This is a genomic window from Pseudomonas sp. LBUM1679 (assembly GCF_059695565.1).
In genome coordinates, this window is sequence record NZ_CP166774.1 from 7,148,752 (window position 1) to 7,171,394 (window position 22,643).

Annotated in this window: 18 protein-coding genes; 12 read left to right on the forward strand and 6 right to left on the reverse strand. The window is 58.6% G+C overall.

Annotated elements, in window-relative coordinates; all coding sequences use genetic code 11:
• Window positions 1-104: 104 nt before the first annotated feature.
• The 6 genes from ACA062_RS32810 to ACA062_RS32835 all read left to right on the forward strand — a co-directional run bounded on the left by ACA062_RS32810 (window position 105) and on the right by ACA062_RS32835 (window position 9,406).
• The gene (locus ACA062_RS32810; RefSeq protein ID WP_497454635.1) at window positions 105-1,109 is read left to right on the forward strand and encodes an asparaginase; all 1,005 of its coding nucleotides are present in this window, start codon (window positions 105-107) and stop codon (window positions 1,107-1,109) included.
• A 171-nt stretch (window positions 1,110-1,280) separates the two neighbouring features.
• Entirely contained in the window at window positions 1,281-2,273 is a 993-nt protein-coding gene (locus ACA062_RS32815) for an AraC family transcriptional regulator (RefSeq protein ID WP_497454636.1), read from the forward strand.
• 257 nt (window positions 2,274-2,530) lie between these two features.
• Window positions 2,531-3,562 (forward strand): histone deacetylase family protein, encoded by a 1,032-nt coding sequence (locus ACA062_RS32820; RefSeq protein WP_497454637.1) that lies wholly within the window; start codon window positions 2,531-2,533, stop codon window positions 3,560-3,562.
• Window positions 3,563-3,574: 12 nt separating this feature from the next.
• Window positions 3,575-4,675 carry a polyamine ABC transporter substrate-binding protein gene (locus tag ACA062_RS32825; RefSeq protein ID WP_497454638.1) on the forward strand — a complete coding sequence of 367 codons (1,101 nt, stop codon included), beginning with the start codon at window positions 3,575-3,577 and terminating at the stop codon, window positions 4,673-4,675.
• Window positions 4,676-4,861: 186 nt separating this feature from the next.
• Window positions 4,862-8,617 (forward strand): dermonecrotic toxin domain-containing protein, encoded by a 3,756-nt coding sequence (locus tag ACA062_RS32830; RefSeq protein ID WP_497454639.1) that lies wholly within the window; start codon window positions 4,862-4,864, stop codon window positions 8,615-8,617.
• Between the two features lie 30 nt (window positions 8,618-8,647).
• Window positions 8,648-9,406, forward strand: coding sequence for a hypothetical protein (locus tag ACA062_RS32835; RefSeq protein ID WP_497454640.1), 759 nt, complete (start codon window positions 8,648-8,650; stop codon window positions 9,404-9,406).
• 30 nt (window positions 9,407-9,436) lie between these two features.
• Here ACA062_RS32835 and pdxR read toward each other — a convergent pair whose 3' ends face one another.
• Window positions 9,437-10,987, reverse strand: a complete 1,551-nt coding sequence (gene pdxR / locus ACA062_RS32840; RefSeq protein ID WP_497454641.1) for a MocR-like pyridoxine biosynthesis transcription factor PdxR — start codon at window positions 10,985-10,987, stop codon at window positions 9,437-9,439.
• Window positions 10,988-11,077: 90 nt separating this feature from the next.
• Between pdxR and ACA062_RS32845 the strand changes: the two genes are divergently transcribed.
• The 3 genes from ACA062_RS32845 to ACA062_RS32855 are packed head-to-tail and all read left to right on the forward strand — an operon-like array spanning window position 11,078 to window position 12,846.
• Window positions 11,078-11,701 (forward strand): FMN-binding negative transcriptional regulator, encoded by a 624-nt coding sequence (locus tag ACA062_RS32845; protein WP_497454642.1) that lies wholly within the window; start codon window positions 11,078-11,080, stop codon window positions 11,699-11,701.
• 9 nt (window positions 11,702-11,710) lie between these two features.
• Window positions 11,711-12,157, forward strand: a complete 447-nt coding sequence (locus ACA062_RS32850; RefSeq protein WP_497454643.1) for a GNAT family N-acetyltransferase — start codon at window positions 11,711-11,713, stop codon at window positions 12,155-12,157.
• A 17-nt stretch (window positions 12,158-12,174) separates the two neighbouring features.
• Window positions 12,175-12,846, forward strand: coding sequence for a GNAT family N-acetyltransferase (locus tag ACA062_RS32855; RefSeq protein ID WP_497454644.1), 672 nt, complete (start codon window positions 12,175-12,177; stop codon window positions 12,844-12,846).
• A 101-nt stretch (window positions 12,847-12,947) separates the two neighbouring features.
• Here the strand turns inward: ACA062_RS32855 and ACA062_RS32860 are convergent, their stop codons facing one another.
• Window positions 12,948-13,226, reverse strand: coding sequence for a helix-turn-helix domain-containing protein (locus ACA062_RS32860; RefSeq protein ID WP_497457528.1), 279 nt, complete (start codon window positions 13,224-13,226; stop codon window positions 12,948-12,950).
• Window positions 13,227-13,570: 344 nt separating this feature from the next.
• Between ACA062_RS32860 and ACA062_RS32865 the strand changes: the two genes are divergently transcribed.
• On the forward strand, window positions 13,571-16,528 hold the full coding sequence (locus ACA062_RS32865; protein ID WP_497454645.1) for an autotransporter outer membrane beta-barrel domain-containing protein: 2,958 nt from the start codon (window positions 13,571-13,573) through the stop codon (window positions 16,526-16,528).
• Between the two features lie 221 nt (window positions 16,529-16,749).
• On the opposite strand, the gene oadA is transcribed toward ACA062_RS32865, so the two are convergent.
• Together oadA and ACA062_RS32875 are read right to left on the reverse strand one after the other, a co-directional pair.
• Window positions 16,750-18,558 carry a sodium-extruding oxaloacetate decarboxylase subunit alpha gene (gene oadA / locus ACA062_RS32870; RefSeq protein WP_497454646.1) on the reverse strand — a complete coding sequence of 603 codons (1,809 nt, stop codon included), beginning with the start codon at window positions 18,556-18,558 and terminating at the stop codon, window positions 16,750-16,752.
• A 100-nt stretch (window positions 18,559-18,658) separates the two neighbouring features.
• The gene (locus ACA062_RS32875) at window positions 18,659-20,074 is read right to left on the reverse strand and encodes an acetyl-CoA carboxylase biotin carboxylase subunit (protein WP_497454647.1); all 1,416 of its coding nucleotides are present in this window, start codon (window positions 20,072-20,074) and stop codon (window positions 18,659-18,661) included.
• A 190-nt stretch (window positions 20,075-20,264) separates the two neighbouring features.
• Here ACA062_RS32875 and ACA062_RS32880 point away from each other — a divergent pair, with 190 nt between their 5' ends.
• Window positions 20,265-21,227: a LysR family transcriptional regulator gene (locus tag ACA062_RS32880; RefSeq protein WP_497454648.1), complete on the forward strand. Its 963-nt coding sequence runs from the start codon at window positions 20,265-20,267 to the stop codon at window positions 21,225-21,227.
• On the opposite strand, the gene ACA062_RS32885 is transcribed toward ACA062_RS32880, so the two are convergent.
• Entirely contained in the window at window positions 21,169-21,381 is a 213-nt protein-coding gene (locus ACA062_RS32885; RefSeq protein WP_128874542.1) for a PA3496 family putative envelope integrity protein, read from the reverse strand. The two genes, ACA062_RS32880 and ACA062_RS32885, sit on opposite strands and share 59 nt — an antisense overlap.
• Here ACA062_RS32885 and ACA062_RS32890 point away from each other — a divergent pair.
• On the forward strand, window positions 21,286-21,543 hold the full coding sequence (locus ACA062_RS32890; RefSeq protein WP_497457529.1) for a hypothetical protein: 258 nt from the start codon (window positions 21,286-21,288) through the stop codon (window positions 21,541-21,543). The genes ACA062_RS32885 and ACA062_RS32890 overlap by 96 nt on opposite strands.
• A 124-nt stretch (window positions 21,544-21,667) precedes the next feature.
• Here the strand turns inward: ACA062_RS32890 and hexR are convergent, their stop codons facing one another.
• Window positions 21,668-22,534 (reverse strand): transcriptional regulator HexR, encoded by an 867-nt coding sequence (hexR, locus tag ACA062_RS32895; protein ID WP_028620399.1) that lies wholly within the window; start codon window positions 22,532-22,534, stop codon window positions 21,668-21,670.
• Between the last annotated feature and the right edge of the window lie 109 nt (window positions 22,535-22,643).

Here is a 22,643-nt window from a genome sequence, read left to right on the forward strand (position 1 = left end):
GCTCGCGAAAGCGGTTGCCCAGTCAACATTGATGTTGAATGTGCCGGCCCTTTCGCGAGCAAGCTTGTTCCTGCACTGGAAGTCATCGTTCTCGGAGAGTCCCCATGAATTCCTCGACCTATCCTGCCGCCCAGCACGTCATGGTGCTCTACACCGGTGGCACCATCGGCATGCAAGCGAGTGCACACGGTCTGGCCCCGGCGTCCGGTTTTGAAGCGCGGATGCGTGAATACCTGCACAGCCAACCTGAACTTGTCGTGCCGCAGTGGCGCTTTCGCGAGCTGTCGCCACTGATCGACAGCGCCAACATGACCCCTGCCTACTGGCAGCAACTGCGTGAAGCGGTGGTTGATGCGGTTGATGTGCAGGGTTGCGACAGCGTGCTGATCCTTCACGGCACTGACACCCTCGCCTACAGCGCTGCGGCCATGAGTTTTCAGTTGCTTGGTCTGCACGCTCGCGTCGTCTTTACCGGCTCGATGCTACCGGCCGGCGTGACGGACAGCGATGCCTGGGAAAACCTCAGCGGCGCGCTCGTAGCCCTCGGGCAAGGTTTGGCACCAGGCGTTCACCTGTACTTCCACGGCGAGCTGCTGGACCCGACGCATTGCGCGAAAGTGCGCAGTTTTGGTCGGCATCCGTTCAAGTTGCTGGCGCGTCAGGGTCGCGGAACCCATGCGGCGACCCTGCCAACGCAGCTCAACTACAACCAGCCCAGGCAACTTTCGAAAATCGCTGTGTTGCCGTTGTTCCCCGGCATTGGCGCCGAGCAACTCGATGGTGTGCTGAACAGCGGCATCCAGGGCCTGGTGCTCGAATGCTACGGCAGCGGTACCGGACCGAGCGACAACCCGGACTTTCTCGCCGCGCTTTCGCGGGCGCGAGATAACGGCGTGGTGGTGGTCGCGGTGACGCAGTGCCATGAAGGCGGCGTTGAGCTGGATGTCTACGAGGCCGGTAGCCGGTTGCGTGGCGTTGGTGTGCTGTCGGGCGGCGGCATGACCCGTGAAGCGGCGTTCGGCAAATTGCATGCGCTGCTGGGTGCAGGTCTCGAAAACGCTGAAGTGCGGCGCCTGGTCGAACTCGACCTCTGCGGCGAACTCAGCTGACGCCGCAAGGCCTCTTCTGTAGGAGCTGTCGAGTGAAACGAGGCTGCGATCTCTTGATCTTGTTTTTAAGGTCAAAAGATCGCAGCCTCGTTTCACTCGACAGCTCCTACAAGGTTTTCCGCTCGGCATGTAACTTGCTGCCGTTCCAGCATCCCAACGCTGGAACCTCCCATGCTCCACTCCCACCTCACCACCCTCAACGCCGTTTCCCTGGTGCTCAACGCCTTCAAAGCCAAAGGCCTGTCCAGCGAAGCACTGCTCGCCGGCAGCGGCATCAGCGCGGCGGATCTGAACCGGGCAGACACGCGCATCACCACCAACCAGGAGATGCAGGTCTGCGCCAATGCCGTCGCGCTCAAGCGTGATATCGGTCTGGAACTGGGACGCCGAATGCACGTTTCCTCCTACGGCATGCTCGGTTATGCACTCCTCACCAGTGCCACCTTCGGTGACGCGTTACGTCTGGCAATGCGTTATCCGGCGCTGTTGGGAACACTTTTCGAACTGAGCCTGGAAGACGACGGTGAGCGTATCTGGTTCGTGGCCGCAGATTACCGGGAGAATCCCGCGCTGGCCGTGTTCAACGCCGAGTTCTGCCTGGTGTCGTTGAAAGTCATCTGTGACGACCTGCTTGGGCATTCGCTGCCGTTGCTGGCGGCTCGCTTCGAACACGCCGCACCGGACTATAAGGCAACCTACGCTGAACACTTCGACTGCCCGCTGCACTTCGAGGCACGAGACAACGCCTTCGCGTTCGACAAGCGCTGGCTTGATGAACCTTTACCGCTCGCTGACGTGATCACCCACCAGGCCATGGCCGAACGCTGCCGCAAACAAAACACCGAGTTCACCGGACGCCAGGCATGGCTGGGAAGGATCAGGCAGTTGCTCAGAGCGCAACTGAACGCAGCGCCAGGGCTGGAAGGTTTGGCGCAGCAGATGAATTGTTCAGCGCGCACGTTGCGTCGGCATCTCAAGGATCTGGGGTGCAGCTATCAGGAACTGCTCGACGAGTTACGCTTCGAGCAGGCCAAGTTGATGCTCTGTGAAGATCAGCTGCCGATCTACCGGATTGCCGAAGCGCTGGGATTCAGCGAGACCGCGAGTTTTCGACATGCGTTTGTGCGCTGGAGTGGCGTGGCGCCTAGCCAGTTCAGGCCTTGATATGTGGCGAGGGAGCTTGCTCCCGCTGGTCTGCGCAGCAGACCCAAACCAAACACCGCATTCCTCACTTCAGATAGCAGCTGCCGGGTTACGACTGCTGCGCAGCCGAGCGGGAGCAAGCTCCCTCGCCACATAGGGGCGAATTTCGGTCAGATTTTTTGGCCATATTAATCCCCTTTTGGCCTCTCCTGCCGTTCTCCCAAGCGCCTTGCGCGGCAAAACTGTGTTCAACCGAATCAGCCTGCGGAGAACAAGAAATGCTGACGATTTACTCAGACGATCACCACCTGCACCACGGCCGTTGTGAATTGATCGACGGGCAGCTCAAGCCCTGCTTCGAGATGCCTTCCCGCGCCGACCACGTCCTGCAACGGGTGCAACACCAGAACCTCGGCCCCGTGGAGGCGCCAAAGGATTTCGGCCTCGACCCCATCGCGCGCATTCATAGCCGCGAATACCTCGACTTCTTCAAAGGTGCGTGGGCACGCTGGACCGAATTCAACACCGACGGCGACCTGCTGCCCTACACCTGGCCGGCACGCACCCTGCGCCCGATCAAGCCCACCAGCCTGCACGGCCAGCTGGGTTATTACAGTTTCGACGGCGGCGCACCGATCACTGCCGGCACCTGGCAAGCGGCGTACAGCGCAGCCCAGGTCGCATTGACCGCACAGGCAGAGATTCAGCGCGGCGCCCGTAGCGCGTTCGCGCTATGCCGTCCACCGGGGCACCATGCGGCCAGCGATTTGATGGGGGGTTATTGCTACCTCAACAACGCCGCCATCGCCGCTCAGGCGTTTCTTGATCAAGGCCACAAGAAAGTCGCGATCCTCGACGTCGACTACCACCACGGCAACGGCACCCAATCGATTTTCTACGAGCGCAGCGACGTGCTGTTTACCTCGATCCACGGCCATCCGGAAGCGGAATTTCCCTTCTTCCTCGGCTACGAAGATGAGCTGGGCGAAGGCGCGGGCGAAGGCTTCAACTTCAACTACCCTTTGCCCGCAGGCAGCGGCTGGGACAGCTGGAGCGCCGCGCTTGAACAGGCGTGCAAAGAGATCGAAACGTACGGCGCGGACATCGTCGTCGTATCCCTGGGCGTCGATACGTTCAAGGACGATCCCATTTCCCAGTTCAAGCTCGACAGCCCGGACTACCTGACCATGGGTGAGCGGATTGCCAAACTGGGCAAACCGACGTTGTTCGTGATGGAAGGTGGTTACGCGGTCGAAGAAATCGGCGTCAATGCCGTGAACGTACTCGAAGGTTTTGAACGCGCTCAATGAGGAATTAGAACAATGAACAGACTCAAGCGCCTCATCGCGCCCATGCTGTGCGCCACGGTGCTCAGCGGGGCCGCTCACGCTGAAGAGCGAACGTTGCGCGTCTACAACTGGTTCGACTACATCACCCCCAAGGCACTGGAAGACTTCAAGGCCCAGAACCCACAGACCAAGCTGGTCTACGACATTTTCGACACCAACGAAGCCCTTGAAGCCAAGCTGCTGACAGGTAATTCCGGCTACGACGTCGTGGTGCCATCGAACGTGTTTCTGGCCAAGCAGATCGAGGCCGGCGTGTTCCAGCCGCTGGATCGCAGCAAACTGCCGAACTGGAATCACCTGGATCCCAAGCTGATGAAGCTGATCGAAGCCAATGATCCGGGCAACAAATTTGCCGTGCCGTACATGTACGGCACCATCCTGATCGGCTTCAACCCGGACAAGGTCAAGGCCGCCCTGGGCGACAGCGCGCCAGTCGACAGCTGGGACCTGATCTTCAAGGAAGAGAACATCAGCAAGCTCAAGCAGTGCGGCGTCGCCCTGCTCGACTCGCCGTCGGAGATCCTGCCGCTGGCACTGCAACACCTCGGTCTTGACCCCAACAGCAAAAAGCCAGCGGACTACGCCAAGGCAGAAGCGTTGCTGATGAAGATCCGTCCGTACATCACCTACTTCCACTCATCCAAGTACATGGCGGACATCGCCAACGGTGACATCTGCGTCGCCATCGGTTACTCCGGCAGTTTCTCCCAGGCCGCCAACCGCGCCAAGGAAGCCAAGAATGGTGTGGTCGTCGACATGCGCTTGCCGAAAGAAGGTGCACCGATCTGGTTCGACATGCTCGCCATTCCCAAAGGCGCGAAAAATACCGAGGATGCCTACACCTTCATCAACTACTTGCTGCAACCGCAAGTGATCGCACCGGTCAGCGACTTCGTTGGCTATCCGAACCCCAACAAGGACGCAACGGAACTGGTCGACCCGGCCATCCGTAACAACCCGAACCTGTACCCGACCGAAGCCGCCATGGGGACGCTGTACACCCTGCAACCCTTGCCGCGCGATGCCGAACGTGCTCGGACCCGGGCCTGGACGAAGATCAAATCGGGGACTTGAAACAACCTCACAAATAACATCAGGGGCAGCCGCTGCTGCCCCTTTCGCCTGAAGACCCGCGTATACCGTGGTTTTTTTCGTCTGCGATAATTAGTTACCTCACCCCTTGATTCACAGCCTCTTACCTTCGATGCCATCGCCAGGAACGACGCGTTCGCCCTGATACCAGCACCGAAGGAAACAACCATGACAGACAGCAACATCGACAGTACCAGCACCGAGCCTCTGGTAGAAAAAAGCAACCTGATCAATCAGATCAGCCACGGCCCCACACTGAGCAAGGTCGCTGCGACCTTGCTGGGTCAAATGCTCAATGAAAAGTACACCGACCTGGATATCGATCCCGACAAAGCAGTCGTCGGAAGCCCGCAGTGGCAAGTGATCAACGACGAGGTCGAAAGCGGACCGATCACTTACGAATCGCTGACCCACGCCGTGGTTCGGCATGCGCTCGATGGAACAACTGCCGACTACATCGAAGGCGAGCAGTTTCTGACCGTTGAGCCGCAGGTTGATGATCCGGTGCAACTCTCGGTTGGCATGGAGGAAATCGCCCAAACGCTCAATGAGGCAGTCGCCTTGTTGTTCATTGAGTTCCAGGAACAACAGCTGAATTTCTGGAATCAAAAAGTGCACGAGCTGCCACGCTGGCAGAAGCTTTCCGACTCGCTGCGCAAAGCGCTGAATGTAAAACAGGTCAAGGGCTGGGATGCAGATGAATGCGCCATGGCCCGGGAAATCTTCTCCGACCCGGACAGAACCACACGTAAAAATATTAAGGCCGGCTTTTCGGCTATCCAGGCATGCCTGATCGATATCGACGTCGTTGAAAATGAAATACCCAGGCATCTCCTGGTCGGCGGCGCACTCGTGATCAAGGCCACCTACCTTCAGCGCCAGCTCATCATCATGTACACGATCGAGCGTGGCTACGAGTCCTTCAGCTCACTGGAAAAACTCGGAAGCTCGCTGCCTGAGCGCTTGGAACAAGCGCCCGCAGGTGCGTCGCTGGAATGGCGTTTATTCGAGCCCGATGGCAACGTATTCGATCATATGGCCTTGGCCCTGGTGTCTTCGCAAATAGACAGCATTGCCTCACTGAAAAATGCAGAGGCGCTTACCGGAACACCTGACCCCGAAAAGGGACTCGATGCCACCGACCAATCGCGTTACAAACAACTTGACGCAGCGATCCCTGACTGGTTGCGCGATGCACCCGCCAACGACATTGACGACTATCGTCGTTACATCACCGCCCTGGGAAAACTTTATCGAAAACCCAAGTACAAGACCGCCAGAACCGAAATACCCTCTATCCGCCAGTACGCTCACCAATCAATGCGTGACGCGATCATTGCCGATAAAGATGCGGTAGGTGCTGCGTCGCTACCTTGGGACGACCTACGAATCAACGTCACCAATAGCTTTACTGTCGATAATTTCACGCTGCCCAACCCCCACGATCAGCTCACTGAAACACTGGCCGAGTTCGCATTGGAAAACGATGCGCCCTATATGGCGACTCTTTCATTCAAAAATGGTGTGCAGGTTCCGGACTGGCTGACACCGGAATTTCTCACCCGCGTAGCGGCGAAAGTCGATGTCGGCAGTGCTTACCCTTCTCTCATCAAGAAACAGCTGATCGACGATCCAGTCACCTCCAAACGTCAGGCGGATTTCTATCGCGATCAGTTACGTTGGCTACTTCTGCTCAACGCGCTGGAAGCAAAGATCCAACACGAGGCGGGCATCGACGAGCAAGGCTATCAAACCATTTGCACATGGATGAATTCGGCCCCTGGCGCTGTTAACCCCATCGCCGTCTCCCCCCTCACCTTGACCCCGCAACACCGATTGATCAGCTCCAGCGACACTGTCGCCAACATGTACATTATCAGCCCTCGAAGCGCTGCCAGCGGCCCCTGCCTGCTCTACCGTCCCATGCAGGACGTGCCGTTGATGCAATTCCCCTCCCGCCAGAATTTGCTCTATGCCTTGCACCAGCCCGGTGAACTGCGCGACTCGATCCTGGCCTGGCTTGCGAACAAGACGCTGAGCTTTGAGTATTCCCAATACGTGTTCCCTGTTGGATTGCCGTCGCCATGGTTAGTGGCTGAACAGCTGGTCAATCCATTGCTCAGGGCAGATCGGTTCGGGCGAGTGTTGTTAGAAATTCAAGCCATCACTGGAGACGTCCACACCACATTGTTCAGAAATAATGCGCAGGCGCTGGTCACCCTCGCAGACCGCCAGTCGCAATCAAATGCCGAGCGGCGCTGGACACTGTTGAAAGACAGCAGCTGGGCGTTGTTCAGCGTTGCGACCAACGTCCTCAGTGGCGCCGTCGGTACCGCTGTCTGGGCCTGGCAGGTTATCGAGCAAATTCAGCAAGCCCTCGACGCCCATGAGCAAGGCGACAGCTTCAACGAGTGGAGATCCGAAACAGACATCCTGCTATCCCTGGGTATTCTTCTCACCCATCACGCGGTCATGCGGCGTAAATCGCTGTTCAGCAAGCCCGGCATCGCCCGCGAACCGCTGGAAGAAAAGGCGATTCCATCCTCTGCAACCATCGCTGTCACGCTGGACACAGCCTCCCTTTCAGGCGAGCTTCCCTCGAACCATGAATCTTTGGTGGACACCTGCGGGTCAGTCCCCCGTCGATCCCCATCAGAACTTGGAACCTACCTGGACACCCTCAATGTCACGCTGACGGACCTGAACACCAAGGAGGCCAGCGAGGGCACAAAGACTTCACGTTATCTGCATCACGTTGATCATAAAACGTACGCCAAAGTTGGCACACGCTGGTTCAACGTCAGCGTTATCGAGGATGACGAGGTGCAGATCATCGATCCCAATGACCCTCTAAAACACGGCCCGTTGCTGGCCAGTGATCATGAGGGTCGGTGGGTGATCGACTTGCGATGGCGATTGAAAGGCGGCGGCCCTAAAAAGTCGGTTGAAACCCTGAGAGCGGCCAATGAACTTCGCAGGGCTGAACTCAAAAAAGAGCGGGAGCTGTTTCGCAGCGAAAAGGCCAAGCCGGAGGATCCGGACATTGAAGGGAGCGAACAACAGCTAGAAAACGCCGTCACCAAGGCCCAGACAGAATTTACCGCAGCTACGGGCGAAAACCGTGATCGGCTGGCCGCTGTTTTCGTGGAAAAAATTGATGTGATGATCGCTGGGTATCATCGGGCACTGGAGCATCTGAGGGAATGGCATACGCTGGGTGGCGGGCCAAGCTATACCGACGAATCATTGCGAATGCATACTAAATTGGAGAAGTATCTTTCGCTCTGGTTCGCCCTCAAAAAAACTCAGTATGTGCGGCTGACCCGAAATTGGCGGTCTGAAGTCTCGATAGAAGTTTCGTCACGAGCAGTCCATGTCAAAGAGGTTCAGCAAGCGACCGATTTAAGCCAGGAAATGGTCGAAAAACTTGTGCTTTCACGAGACGAGCTCAGCAGACTGGATAAGGTCGGAAGGCCAGGCGTTGATCGGGCAACTCAACTGCGCAAACTGGCACCTTCTTTCACCGAATGGGAAATCAAAGCTAACGAAATCGGCATCTCTCAGGAGCTCTGCCTGGAAGAGCAGGCCAGCGCGACCATGGCGCAAGCCCGTGATGACGTCGGCGATCTGGTGGTCAGGGGAGCAACCGCCGCTCACCGGGTTGCGAAATTTCTGAAGAAAGCACCAGACGATCTCAGCCCACAGATGCAGATCGAAGAACTGAGCCGCCTTATCGAAACCTTTGCCGATGTGGATCAGCGGTTTCGCGAACTGCCAGAAACCTACCCAGGCCATTTCAAGCAAGCCCAGCTTGACCATCTGCTTGGCCTCATCAGCGAATTCGCAAAAAGCGCTCAAGACCTGCGCTCGTCCCTGTTGGTAGAGACCCAGGCTGCCATACCCAAAAAGTCTGCTGGCCCCTAGAAGACGGTGGCACAGCACCCGAAGGGCAAAGTGAAAAAGACCCGACCGCCTCAACAGGCCAGTCGTGAAGCTCCACCGGCTAACGACGAGGCTATCGAATCACTCACTTTGAAGCCTCGTAAAAAGCAGCCTTCAGCGCTGAGTGATACCGACATCATCATCGACGCGACCAATCTGTCTGAAGATACAAAGTCCTTCATTGAGCGCACATTGAAGGACGCCAATCGACCTTCGCGAATTCCTGCGGACATGCAGGAAATCTTCAATCAACAAGCACGCAAACTTGAAGAAAGCGCGGCCAGCGTAAAGCAGGTTCTGGCCCGCACCACAGAGTTTCCGGTGCACGGCTTACCTCCCGAGTTGCTTGCGGCAGCGTCGAAAATGCGCGAATCCGGTAGAACCGTTCGGGCCAGTCTCTACAAATTGAGGAAGCCCACCCAGAGCATGTTCAGGTGGATGCATGAGAACGCACAGATCAAATTGCAGCGGGACACAGGCCGCATCCGGACGAAGCAACTGGGCGATTACTTTCAGGAGTACCGCATTCTCGACAGCAAAAATGATCGGGAACTGTGGCTGGCCCATTTCCATTACAAAACCCTGAAAAGCCCGCTGGATGCTCCCACCACCGCACACCTCAAAGTCTCGGGAACCTACCTGAAAACCCTCACAGATGAGCAGCAAAAAATACTGACCACTTTCGAGCCAATAGACGGGGTATTTCGCAAGATAGATGACCCGGACCTGCGCAAACTGTTTTTTGACCTTGAGCCCAAGGTCGAAGACTGACGACACAAATCTTGTGGCGAAGGAGAGGGCTCATTGTCGCCAGAGTTTTTCCAGACGTGCGAGCGCGCTGATGATGTCGACTTCTGGCACTGCCGCAAAACCCAGGACCAGCCCGGCGCGCTGGTCCGGTGGTTGTTGCGAATCCGGCAACCAGTAGCTGCTCAGTGCATTGATCTCGATATCGGCACTGATGGCTTTTTCGATCAACTCCTGTTCACGGGCCAGGCTCCCGACCGGCACCGCCAAATGCAGCCCTGCTGCCACACTTGGCAGGCTGCCAACGCCTGCAATGCCCGTCGGCCAACCCGCCAGTAACGTATTGCGCCGGCTCAACGCGGCGCGGCGCATGCGGCGGATATGCCGTTGGAAGTGCCCAGCCGCCATGAACTCGGCCATGACCGCTTGCGTACTGACTTCAGAATGCCGGACGTCGACCGCGCGACGCTGGGAGAACGCCTCTACCAACCCGATCGGCAGCACCAGGTAACCCAGTCTTAGTGCCGGGAATGCAACTTTGCCGAAGGTCCCGACATACAGCACCCGCCCCTGCCGATCGAGCGCAGCCAATGGCGCCAGCGGTGCGCCGCTGTAGCGGTATTCGCCGTCATAGTCATCCTCGATGATCCAGCCGTCCGTGCGCTCGGCCCACGCCAGCAACTCCAGACGCCGAGCGAGGCTCATGATCACACCGGTCGGGTACTGATGAGACGGGGTGACATAAGCCAATCGGCAATCGCTCAACCCGTTCAGCTCGGCGCAATCAATACCTTCGTTATCCACGGACACACCGTGCAACTTCGCCCCGGCCACCGCGAATGCATGACCCGCCGCGCGATACCCCGGATTCTCGAGCGCGACCCCGTCGCCCGGTTCCACCAGCAGCTGTGCACAAAGGCTTATTCCCTGCTGCGCGCCGCTGGTGATCACTATTTGCTCAGCTGAGCATTGCATGCCCCGCGAGCTGCGCAAATAAGCGGCGATCAATCCGCGCAATCGCTCATCGCCCGCCGGATCGCCATAACACAACTGCTGCAGATCCGGTTTGCGCCAGAAAGCCGCGTTCAGCTTGGCCCACACCCCAAAGGGAAACAGGTCGAACGCCGGAACACCGACTCTGAAAGCCCTCGGTGGACCGCTGGGAGGTTTGGCCAAATGGTTCTTTTCAACCCGCGCCAACGCACCTTTGTGGATAACTTTACTGGATGGAATCACAGGTAAATCAAGCAAATTTGTGGATAAGGCTGTGGGTAAGCCTGTTGAAAACCCTGTGGATAGTTTTGTGGATAGTTTTTTTGCAGGTAGCGATGTTTGCGGCAGCTGAGCGACATAGGTCCCGTCACCCACACGCCCTTCAATAAACCCTTCGGCATACAGCTGATCGTAGGCGCGCACGACGCTGTTGCGCGAAATCGACAGCGCCGCAGCAAGATCCCGACTGGCCGGCAACCGCGTGCCGCTGGCCAATCGGCCATCGAGTACCCGCACTCGCAATGCCTGATAGAGCTGACGGCTCAGCCCTTGGCGGCGATCGAGTTCGATACCCGCAGGATTGAAGGACAGCGAAAGTGGCGCATCCGTCATGACAATGGACCTATCAAATTGGTCGTTAATGGCTCTTACAACAGACCAATAGCCTGCCTAGGATGCAAGCATTCGCCAAGGGAAATCTCCATGTACACGCCAAGCACATTTGCACTCGATGATTTGCAAGACCTGCACCAACAGATCCTTGGCACGCGCCTCGCAGTGCTGGTTACCCACGGTGAACAAGGTCTGCAAGCCAGCCATCTGCCACTTCTGCTGAACACTGACGAAGGCGCCAATGGCACGCTCTACGGCCACTTCGCCAAGGCGAATCCACAATGGAAAGCCTTGCAGGATGGCGCCGAGGCCATGGTGATTTTTGCCGGTGCCGACGCTTACGTCAGCCCCGGGTTTTATCCGAGCAAAGCCGAGCACGGCAAAGTCGTGCCGACCTGGAACTATGTCGCCGTGCACGCGTATGGCACCGCCGACGTGTTCACCGACGCCGAGCGCCTGCTCAAGCTCGTCAGCGCGCTGACTGATCGTCATGAAGCCAGCCGCGCTCACCCGTGGAAAGTCGCTGACGCCCCCGCCGACTACATTGACGGGATGCTCAAGGCCATTGTCGGCTTTGCCCTGCCGATCCAGCGCCTGGAAGGCAAGCGCAAGCTCAGTCAAAACCGCAGCACCGCCGACATCGCCGGCGTGCGCGAAGGGCTCGCCGCAAGCCCCGACGCACACGACCAGGCCCTCGCCCATTTGATGCGATAAGGAATACACATGAGTCAGATCGACATCCGCCAGGTCACCGCCGACGATCACGCCGCCTGGCTGCCGTTGTGGCAAGCCTACCTGCGCTTTTACAACACTGAGTTGCCAGAGGCGGTGACCGAGAGCACGTGGCAGCGCATGCTCGACCCGAACGAAACGACCCACTCAGCATTGGCTTGGGACGATGGCAAAGCGGTCGGCATGGTGAACTTCATCTACCATCGCTCTAACTGGAGCATCGAAAACTCATGCTACCTGCAAGACTTGCTGGTGGTACCTGAAACCCGTGGCAAGGGCGTTGGTCGGCAATTGATCGAATTCGTCTACGCCACGGCCAGGCAGGACGGTTGCTGCAAGGTTCACTGGCTCACTCACGAAACCAACGCCACCGCGATCCAGCTCTACGAGCGCATCGCCGAACGCCCCGGTTTCATCCAGTTTCGCAAAGCCATTTAAGGTTCAAGGAGAACAACATGTCGACTTCACTCGCGGACTGGAAAGGCGTTCCAGCCCCCACGGTCAAACTGATCGAAGGGCGTTTCATTCGCCTGGAAAAACTCGACCCGGCGCGTCACGGCGACGATTTGTTCAACGCCTTGCAAGGCCCCGGCGCCGATCCGAAGCTGTGGGATTACCTGCCCTATGGTCCTTTCCCGGAGCGTAGCGCGTTCAACGATTGGCTGAACAACCATGCGGCCAACAGCGACCCGTATTTTTTCAGCGTGATCGACCGCGCAAGCGGTGAGGTACAGGGCATTCTCAGCCTGATGTCGATCGTTCCGGCCCAAGGCCGCATCGAGATCGGCCAAGTGACCTTCGGCGCGCCGATGCAGCGTTCGCCGAAGAGCACCGAGGCGGTTTATCTGCTGGCCAAGGAATCCTTTGCACTGGGTTACCGCCGCCTGGAGTGGAAGTGCAACAACGGCAACGCTCGCTCCAAATACGCCGCCGAACGCCTGGGCTTCAGTTTTGAAGGGGTGTTCCGCCAGCATATGGTGGTCAAGGGGCAGAACCGGGATACGGCCTGGTACTCGATTCTGGATTCGGAATGGCCGGCGATTGGGGCCGGGTTTGAGCGCTGGCTTTCTGATGAAAACCAGACGGATTCGGGGCAATTGAAGACGCTGGCTGAATGTCGGGATTGATGTTCTAAACATCAAAAGATCGCAGCCTGCGGCAGCTCCTACAGAGGATTAACGTACACCCTGTAGGAGCTGCCGCAGGCTGCGATCTTTTGATCTTGATCTCAGCTGAAATCACGTCGAATCCGCACCACACCCATCTTCAGTCCAAACGGCCTAAAAACCGCATTCAACGATTTCAGCGTTTGATTCCCCTCCCCGTGCTCGATATGCACGAGCGTGCGCACCGAAATTTTGCACATTTTTGCAAACTGGGTCTGGTGCAGGCCAGTGACTTCAACTCGCAAACGGCGAACTGCATCGCCTATCTCAAGGGTGCCTTGGGCGAGCCCTTCTTGAATACTTTCTATGAGCACAGTGCGCTCGGCAACGGTCATGCTCATTTCAAGTCCCACTCCTTCAGACGCTGCTCCAGGTTTGAAGCCCAGGACCATGGCGTCGTGCCAAGTCCCTGCCGTGTAAAGCTGTAAAGTGAGGTTGTACATGTTGTCTTCACCTGCATTTAAATGCATTTATCAGCGCTAACCCCGCTTGTTGTATGCAATATAGTGCATTCAGTACAACAAACGGACATTGATAAACGCATTAAATTGCAGATTCAGGCGGATTTGTTAACGCAAAAGTGCAACAAGATGCAGATTTATGCACATCGAAGCTCAAACATCATTCTGTAAAAACTCCCCGCTATAAAAGACAGCCTCGCTTATAACAAAAGGCCGTCCACCTCATGCCCTCCTCGCCCCAGCGCCTGGCCCTGTCTATCGCTGTGTTGATCAGCTCCAGCGCCGTCCACGCCAAAACCGTGCAGATCGACACGGCTACCACCGCCGCTCAAACCCTCGGTGGCAGCGACACCCTGACAATTTCGGCCCCCGGCAGCATCACCAACAGCGGCAAGACGGTGAGCCTGAAGGACAGCACCAATGGCGCCGGAGTGGTGATCGACAACGCGGGGCAGATCATTTCCACCGGTGGACGGGCGATCGACAGCAGCGGCGATCCCACCAAGGCGCGCAATTACAGCGTCTACAACCGCAGCGGCGGGCAAATTCTCGGTTTCAACGATGCCCTGCGCATCGACAGCAACGTTGCCAGCGGCTCTCTGCTGATCGATAACAGCGGCACTATTCGCTCTACCACCGGCCAGGGGCTGGACCTCGACGCCTTGCGCAGCGACGGCGTCAACACCACGATCATCAACCGCGCGGGCGGGCTGATTCGTGGTGATGCCAGTGACGGCATGAAGACCGGCGCCAATGCGACCATTACCAACGACGGCGAGATTTCCACAGGCGACTCGCACAATGCCGACGAGAAATTCGACGGCATCGATATCGACACGGCCACCGGTGTGAGCGTAACGAACTACGGCAGTATCTCTGGCGGCCGTCACGGCATCACCACCGATCTTGGCGCAACGTTGGTCAACTACGGCGGCATTATCGGGCGCAACGGTTCGGGTTTTGGTTCTGACGGCGACGGCACGGTGATCAACCACGGCACGATCACTGGTGCTTACTCGGGCCTGCAGCCCAACGGCGATGGTGACGGCGTAGACATCGACAACATCGCCCACATCGAGAACTACGGCACCATTCAGGGCGTCGGCGCGGGCGGCGTGGACAAGGGTGGTTTCGCCAATGGCAGCGAAGGTATTGCGCTGGGTGGCGGCTATGTATTGAACGCCAAAAGTGCGCTGATCAGCGGCGCCAACAGCGCGATATTGGTGGACGACGGCAGCGGCGGTTCGGGCCTGGCGGCGACGACACTGGAAAACTTCGGCACGATTCAGGGCCTCGACGGCTTTGGCGTGAAGTTCGTCGGCGAATTCGATGACAACGTGGTCAACGGCGGCACGATCAGCGCCAGCAATGGTCTGGCACTGGACCTGGGTGGCGGCAACGACAACCTGACGTTGCGCAACGGCAGCCACTTCGTTGGCGTGGTGGATGGCGGTCCCGGTTATGATCGTGTGGTGATGGACGACATCGCAGGTGGCCGTTTCGGTGACAGTCGCAACTTTGAATGGCTGGAAGTCAAGCAAGGTGCCTGGACCCTGACCGGCAACGGTGATTTCAATGACGGCGGCGCGGTGCGCAGCGGCGCCACATTGACCAATCAGGGCAGTATCGCCGGCGACCTGGCCGTCGATGCGGGTGGTGTGTATGCCGGCGGTGGATCAGTAGGCAGTTTGCAGGTCGACGGCACCCTGCTGACCAACACCCAACTCGGCACCGCGACCATCACGCATGATCTGACGATGAGCAACGGCGCAACGCTGGCCTATGGCGTCAATGCCGATGGCAGCAGCGCGCCGGTGCAGGTCGGCGGCACGGCAAACTTGAATGGCGCGACCCTGGCCGTAAACCCGAGCAGCGGCTCATATCCGTGGCAAAACCAGTACACCGTTCTGCAGGCTTCCCATATCAACGGCACCTTCGGTCAGGTCACCAGTGACTACGCGTTCCTCACACCGACCCTCGCCTACACCCCGACCCAGGTCGACCTGACCTATACCCGCAACGATGTGGCCATCAACGAATTCGCCGTCACCGCAAACGGCAGCCGCGCGGCCGACAGCCTGGCTTCGATCGGGAAAAACAACACGCTCTACAACGCATTGCTCAACACTTCCAGCTTCACGGCCGGGAGCGCGATCGAACAACTGGCCGGTACCAGCAATGCCGACCTGACCAGCGCGACTTTGGGTGCCAGCAGCCAGATCGGCGCCAGCATGCTCAGTGCGATGCAGCAAATGGGCGCTGGCTCGTCTTTGATGGCGGGCCTCGATCAACGTCATGCACCGGTTCTCGCGGCCACGGGCGTTCCCTCCGAAGCCCGCAACCTCAGTGACCCGAACGCTCAGGGCCGTCTCTGGCTGCAGGCCATCGGTGGCTACGGCAAGCTCGATGGCGATCACGGCAGTAGCGGCCTGGAACAACGCACCAAAGGCAGCGTGCTGGGCGTCGATTGGGCGCTCAATCCGCAATGGCGTCTTGGGGTTCTGGGTGGCTACTCGAAGACGGACCTGGATGCCACAGGCTTTGATGGCAACGTCGAAAGCTGGCACGCCGGCGTGTACGCCCTGCATCAAAGCGGCCCGCTCTCCCTGCGACTCGGCGCGGCCTACAGCGGCCATCAGGGTGAAAGCAAACGCACTGTCGCTTTCAACGGTTTCAGCGACCGGCCAAAAGGCGATTACGACGCCGACAGCCAGCAAGCCTTTGCTGAACTGGGTTACGCGATGGGCAGCGGTCGCCTCAGTGCAGAGCCGTTCGCCAGTCTGGGTTATCAGCGTTATCACCGCGACAGCTACACCGAAAAAGGTGGATCGGCATCGCTTCAAGTCGATGAACAAACCCAGGATAACGTCAGCAGCACCTTCGGCGTGCGCCTGGCGCACCTGAACACCCTGGAAAACGGCATGAGCCTGACGCCGCGCATGACCGCGGGCTGGAAACACACCTATGGCGATGTCAGCAATTCGACCCGCCAGGCATTTGTGGTCGGCGGTACAGCGTTCAGCGTCGATGGCAGCTCGCTGGATCGTGACAGCCTGGTGCTGGAGGCGGGGCTGGACCTGGGAATTTCAGCGCGTCATTCAGTGGGGGTTGGTTATAGCGGGGAGATTGGCAGCAACAGCAGGAATCATGGGTTGATTGGGCAGTGGCAGATGAGTTTTTGATCAAGCATCACCCTCCGCACTGGAAAAATCAGTACTTGTGGGAGCGGGCTTGCTCGCGAAGGCGTCTGGTCAGTTGATGCATATGTTGAATGTGATGCCGCTTTCGCGAGCAAGCCCGCTCCCACAGGATTTGTGGAATTTTCAGAAATGGATTTGCAGGTATAAAAAAAGGGGAGCACATGCCCCCCCGAGGTTTAAAGCGTTAAGTCGAGGCTGTTAGATCAGCCTTCGATCTCGATCAGGATTTCGCCCGGGTTCACCCGGTCGCCCTTGACCACATGGATGGCGGTGACTTTACCGGCGATGGCCGCCTGGACTTCGGTTTCCATCTTCATCGCTTCGGTGATCAATACGGACTGACCGGCTTTGACGGTATCGCCTTCCTTGACCAGCACGTCGACGATGTTGCCCGGCATGGTGGTGCTGACGTGGCCCGGTGCCGTGGCTTGCTTGCGCTTGCTGCTGCCGCCGCTGACGAACTCGTTGAGCGGTTCGAACACCACTTCTTCCGGCATGCCGTCGATGGACAGGTAGAAGTGACGCTTGCCTTCCGCCTTGACGCCAACGCCGGTGATGTCGACGCGGTAAGTTTCGCCGTGGACGTCGATGACGAACTCGGTCGGCACGCCTTCGCCGCCGGCAGAGGTCACGCCGCCCGCTTCCGGAATCGGCAACAGCACTTCAGGTGTCAGGGTGCCGGCAGCGCGTTCTTCGAGGAACTTGCGACCGATGTCCGGGAACATGGCATAGGTCAGCACGTCTTCTTCAGACTTGGCCACAGCGCCGATTTCGGCACGCAGCTTGGTCATTTCCGGCTTGAGCAGGTCAGCCGGACGGACGTCGATCACCTCTTCGCTGCCGATCGCCTGGCGACGCAGTTTTTCGTTAACGGTGCCCGGCGCCTTGCCGTAGCCGCCTTGCAGGTAAAGTTTCACTTCGTTGGTGATGGTCTTGTAGCGCTCGCCGGCCAGCACGTTGAAGAACGCCTGGGTGCCGACGATTTGCGAGGTCGGGGTCACCAGCGGCGGGAAGCCGAGGTCTTCGCGAACCCGCGGGATTTCCGCCAGCACTTCGCTCATGCGGTTCAGAGCGCCCTGCTCTTTCAACTGGTTGGCCAGGTTGGAAATCATCCCGCCCGGTACCTGGTTGACTTGCACGCGGGTGTCGACAGCGGTGAATTCGCTTTCGAACTGGTGGTACTTCTTGCGCACGGCGTAGAAGTACAAGCCGATCTCTTGCAGCAACTCCAGGTTCAGGCCCGTATCGAATTCGGTGCCTTTAAGCGCAGCGACCATCGATTCGGTACCAGGGTGGCTGGTGCCCGAGGCGAAGCTGGAAATCGCGGTGTCGATGTGGTCGGCACCGTTTTCGATCGCCTTGAGCTGACACATAGTCGCAAGACCAGCGGTGTCGTGCGAGTGAATGAACACTGGCAGCGACTGCTCGGCTTTCAACGCCCGGACCAGTTCGCCAGTAGCGTAGGGAGTCAGCAGACCGGCCATGTCCTTGATCGCCACAGAGTCGCAACCCATGGCTTCCATCTGCTTGGCTTGTGCCACGAAGGCGCCGATGGTGTGCACCGGGCTGGTGGTGTAGGCGATGGTGCCCTGGGCGTGTTTGCCTGCCGCTTTTACCGCTTCGATGGCCGTACGCAGGTTACGTACGTCGTTCATGGCATCGAAGATGCGGAACACGTCGATACCGTTGACCGCTGCCTTGGCGACGAAGGCTTTGACCACGTCGTCGCTGTAGTGGCGGTAGCCCAGCAGGTTCTGGCCACGCAGGAGCATTTGCAGACGCGTGTTAGGCAATGCGGCACGCAGCTGGCGCAGGCGCTCCCACGGATCTTCTTTCAGAAAGCGTACGCAGGCGTCGAACGTCGCGCCGCCCCAGCACTCGAGCGACCAGTAGCCGACTTTGTCGAGCTTGTCGCAGATCGGCAGCATGTCTTCGGTGCGCATGCGGGTGGCGAGCAGCGATTGGTGGGCGTCGCGCAGGATTGTGTCGGTAACGAAGATCTTCTTAGACATTGGTATCTCCTCATAGCGGCAAGTTTCAAGCTACAAGCTGCAAGAAAAAGCCGATCCGCTTTTACTTGCCGCTTGCCGCTTGCCACTTACGGCTGCTTGTTCATAGGCCTGCGTGGGCGGCGATGGCGGCGGCGATGGCCAGGGCCAGCTCTTCGGGTTTGCGCTTGATCGAGTAGTTGGTCAGTTCAGGGTGGCTTTCAACGAAGCTGGTGTTGAACTGGCCGCTACGGAATTCCGGGTTACGCAGGATTTCCTGGTAGTACGCGGCGGTGGTCTTGACCCCTTGCAGACGCATGTCGTCGAGGGCACGCAAGCCACGGTCCATCGCCTCTTCCCAGGTCAGCGCCCAGACCACCAGTTTCAGGCACATGGAGTCGTAGTACGGTGGAATGGTGTAGCCGGTGTAGATCGCCGTGTCGGTACGCACGCCGGGGCCGCCGGGTGCGTAGTAACGGGTGATCTTGCCGAAGCTCGGCAGGAAATTGTTTTTCGGATCTTCGGCGTTGATCCGGAATTGCAGCGCGAAACCGCGGTGCTGAATGTCTTCCTGTTTCACCGAAAGCGGCAGGCCGGACGCGATGCGGATCTGCTCACGCACAATGTCGATGCCGGTGATTTCTTCGGTGATGGTGTGTTCCACCTGCACCCGCGTGTTCATCTCCATGAAGTACACCTCGCCCTCGGCGAGCAGGAACTCCACGGTGCCGGCATTCTCGTAACCCACAGCCTTGGCTGCACGCACCGACAGGTCGCCGATGTAGGCGCGCTGTTCCGGGGTCAGTTGCGGGCTCGGGGCGATCTCGATGAGCTTCTGGTTACGGCGCTGGATCGAGCAGTCACGCTCAAACAGGTGCACCACGTTGCCAAAGCTGTCGCCGAGGATCTGCGCTTCGATGTGTTTCGGATTGACGATGCATTTTTCCAGAAACACTTCCGCCGAACCGAACGCCTTGGTGGCTTCGGAGATCACGCGGGGGAACGCCTGTTCGAGTTCTTCGCGGCTGTTGCAGCGACGAATGCCGCGGCCGCCGCCACCGGAGGTGGCCTTGAGCATCACCGGGTAACCGATGCGATCACCTTCGACGAGGGCTTCTTCGATCCCCGAAACATTGCCTTCAGTGCCCGGAGTGACCGGCACGCCGGCCTTGATCATGCTGCGGCGAGCTTCAGTCTTGTCGCCCATGCGGCGAATCACTTCAGCCGATGGGCCAATGAATTTGATACCGCGCTCGGCGCAGATCTCCGCCAGCTCGGCATTTTCCGAAAGGAAACCGTAGCCTGGGTGCAAGGCATCGCAGCCGGTTTCCACAGCCAGGTTCACCAGCTTGCGCGGGTTCAGGTAGCCGGCCAGCGGATCGGCACCGATGCTGTGGGCTTCGTCTGCACGTTTCACATGCAAGGCATGACGGTCGGCGTCGGAATAGACCGCGACCGAGCGAATGCCCATCTCGGCGCAGGCACGCACGATTCTTACGGCAATCTCACCACGGTTGGCGATCAGGATCTTTGTTATCACTTGGAGGTTCCCTTGAGCCGGTGGTACCCACGACCTGCTAGACCAGGTCGACGCGTGACCAAATGTTTCAATTTAGTCGCAGCCCCACACTAGCCCCCACAAGGGATTAACAAAAATGATTAATTATTGGGTCATGCATAAGTAAAGACTTATAGTTGACGCACCAGTCTGCCGACGGAGACCTTTAATTATGCGTAAGTCCTTGATGCGTTTGACATTACGCCAGATGCAGATCTTCAACGAAGTCTGTGATTTGAGGTCCTACAGCCGCGCAGCCGAAGAAATGTCGCTCACACAACCTGCCGTCAGCCTGCAGATTCGTCAACTCGAGGAGCTGATTGGTCAGCCCTTGTTCGATTACGTCGGTAAAAAACTCTACATGACGGAAGCGGCCGAGGCTTTACAGCGCGCCAGTCGGGACATTTTCGGGCGCCTGGAAAACCTCGATATGCAGCTCTCGGACATGCAAGGCTCGTTGCAGGGCCAACTGAGACTGGCGGTGGAATCCAGCGCCAAGTATTTCGTGCCGCATCTGTTTGCCGCATTCAAACGCCAGCATCCGGAGGTGAACCTGCAACTGACGGTGGTCAACCGTGGGCAGGTGATTCGACGTCTTTCCGATAATCGCGATGACCTGGTGATCATGTCCATGGTGCCGCAGGATATGGGATTGGAATTCCTGCCGTTCCTCAACAACCCGATCGTCGCCGTGGCGCGACCGGACCATCCGCTGTGTCACATGGGCCCTCTACGCTTGCAGGATCTGGAGCCTTACACACTCCTGCTGCGCGAGACCGGTTCCGGAACGCGGCTGGCCTGTGAAGAGTATTTCAAGGAGAAACGTGTGCACTTCAACCAGACCCAGGAGGTCTCGTCGGCCGAAGCACAACGGGAATGTGTGTCGGCGGGTCTGGGCCTGGCGCTGTTGACGCGCCACGCCCTGAACCTTGAATTGGCGACCGGCGGCCTGATCGAGTTGCCGGTCGAAGAGCTGCCGCTCTATCGCAGCTGGTGCCTGGTGCAGGCCAAGGCCAAACGACTGTCACCGGTGGCGCACGCATTCCTTGCGTTTATCCGCAGCGAGCGGCTGCAGATCAGCGCCCTGGTTGAGCGTTTCGACGGGAAGCCGCGGGAGCTGCCTGCCAGTAGTTGAGTTCCAGTTCGTCAGGAAAGTCGCCAATTTCGGCCAGCAGCTGGCGGCGTTCGCAGCGATCTTCGATGGCGCGGCGAAATTCCATGCGGCGCTGGTCTTCCTGCTGGCGACGGGTTCTGACGGCGCTGTTGCGTTCTTCGTAGGGCTGGGCCATTTCGAGTCTCCCAAGGCGATGACGGGAGTTACAGGATGGGCTTGGGGGATGACGGTTTGGCGGCTTGTGCGTTACAGGCAGATGAAAGTTGTCATATTTGAGGACGCCTTCGCGGGCAAGCCCGCTCCCACAGAGATCGACCGCGTTGCACAAAATGTGTGAACACCCTGTGCCCTATGGACGATCGACTGTGTTGCACAAAATGCGTGAACACCATGAACCCTGTGGGAGCGGGCTTGCCCGCGAATGAAGGTCGGAACGACCTTCCAGCCATCTGAGATCAGAATCAGTCGTCGAGGGCTTTCACCGACTTGGGCGACAGTCGCAAGCTGCGCAGGCTGCGCTTGACGCTCTTGAGGTGGTTGACCAGGCTCGGCCCACGCGCCATGGCCACGCCCATCGCCAATACGTCGATCACCACCAGGTGGGCAATGCGCGAAGTCAGCGGTGTATAGATTTCGGTGTCTTCATGCACGTCGATCGCCAGATTGACGGTCGACAGCTCGGCCAAGGGTGTCTGGCTCGGGCACAGGGTGATCAGCGAGGCGCCGCTTTCACGCACCAGGTTGGCGGTGATCAACAGGTCCTTGGAGCGCCCGGACTGGGAAATGCAGATCGCCACGTCGGTCGGCTTCAGGGTCACCGCCGACATCGCCTGCATGTGCGGGTCGGAGTACGCCGCCGCGGTCAGCAGCAAGCGGAAAAACTTGTGCTGGGCATCCGCCGCCACCGCACCCGATGCCCCAAAGCCGTAGAACTCCACACGCTGGGCCTGGGACATGAGTGTCACGGCGCGCTGCAACTCCACCGGATCGAGCCGCTCGCGGACCTCCATCAGGGTGTGCAGGGTGGTGTCGAAGATTTTCAGGCTGTAGTCAGCGACCGAATCGTCTTCATGGATCGCGAACTGCCCGAAGCTCGCACCCGCCGCCAGGCTCTGCGCCAGCTTCAGCTTCAAATCCTGGAACCCGGAGCACCCGATGGCGCGGCAGAACCGCACGATCGTCGGTTCACTGATGCCCACGCTATGGGCAAGGTCGGCCATGGAACTGTGCATCACTGCCGCAGGGTCAAGCAGCACGTGGTCGGCGACCTTGAGCTCCGACTTGCGTAACAGGTGGCGAGACTGGGCGATGTGTTGCAGCAGATTCAAAGGGGTCGACTCTTTGTTATTGGCAGGTGCCGGGGATGTAGCAAGCTTGTAGTTATACTACATGAATCGGCTTTTTGCCTGCTCAATGCGTAACTCGATGCCCCCATTT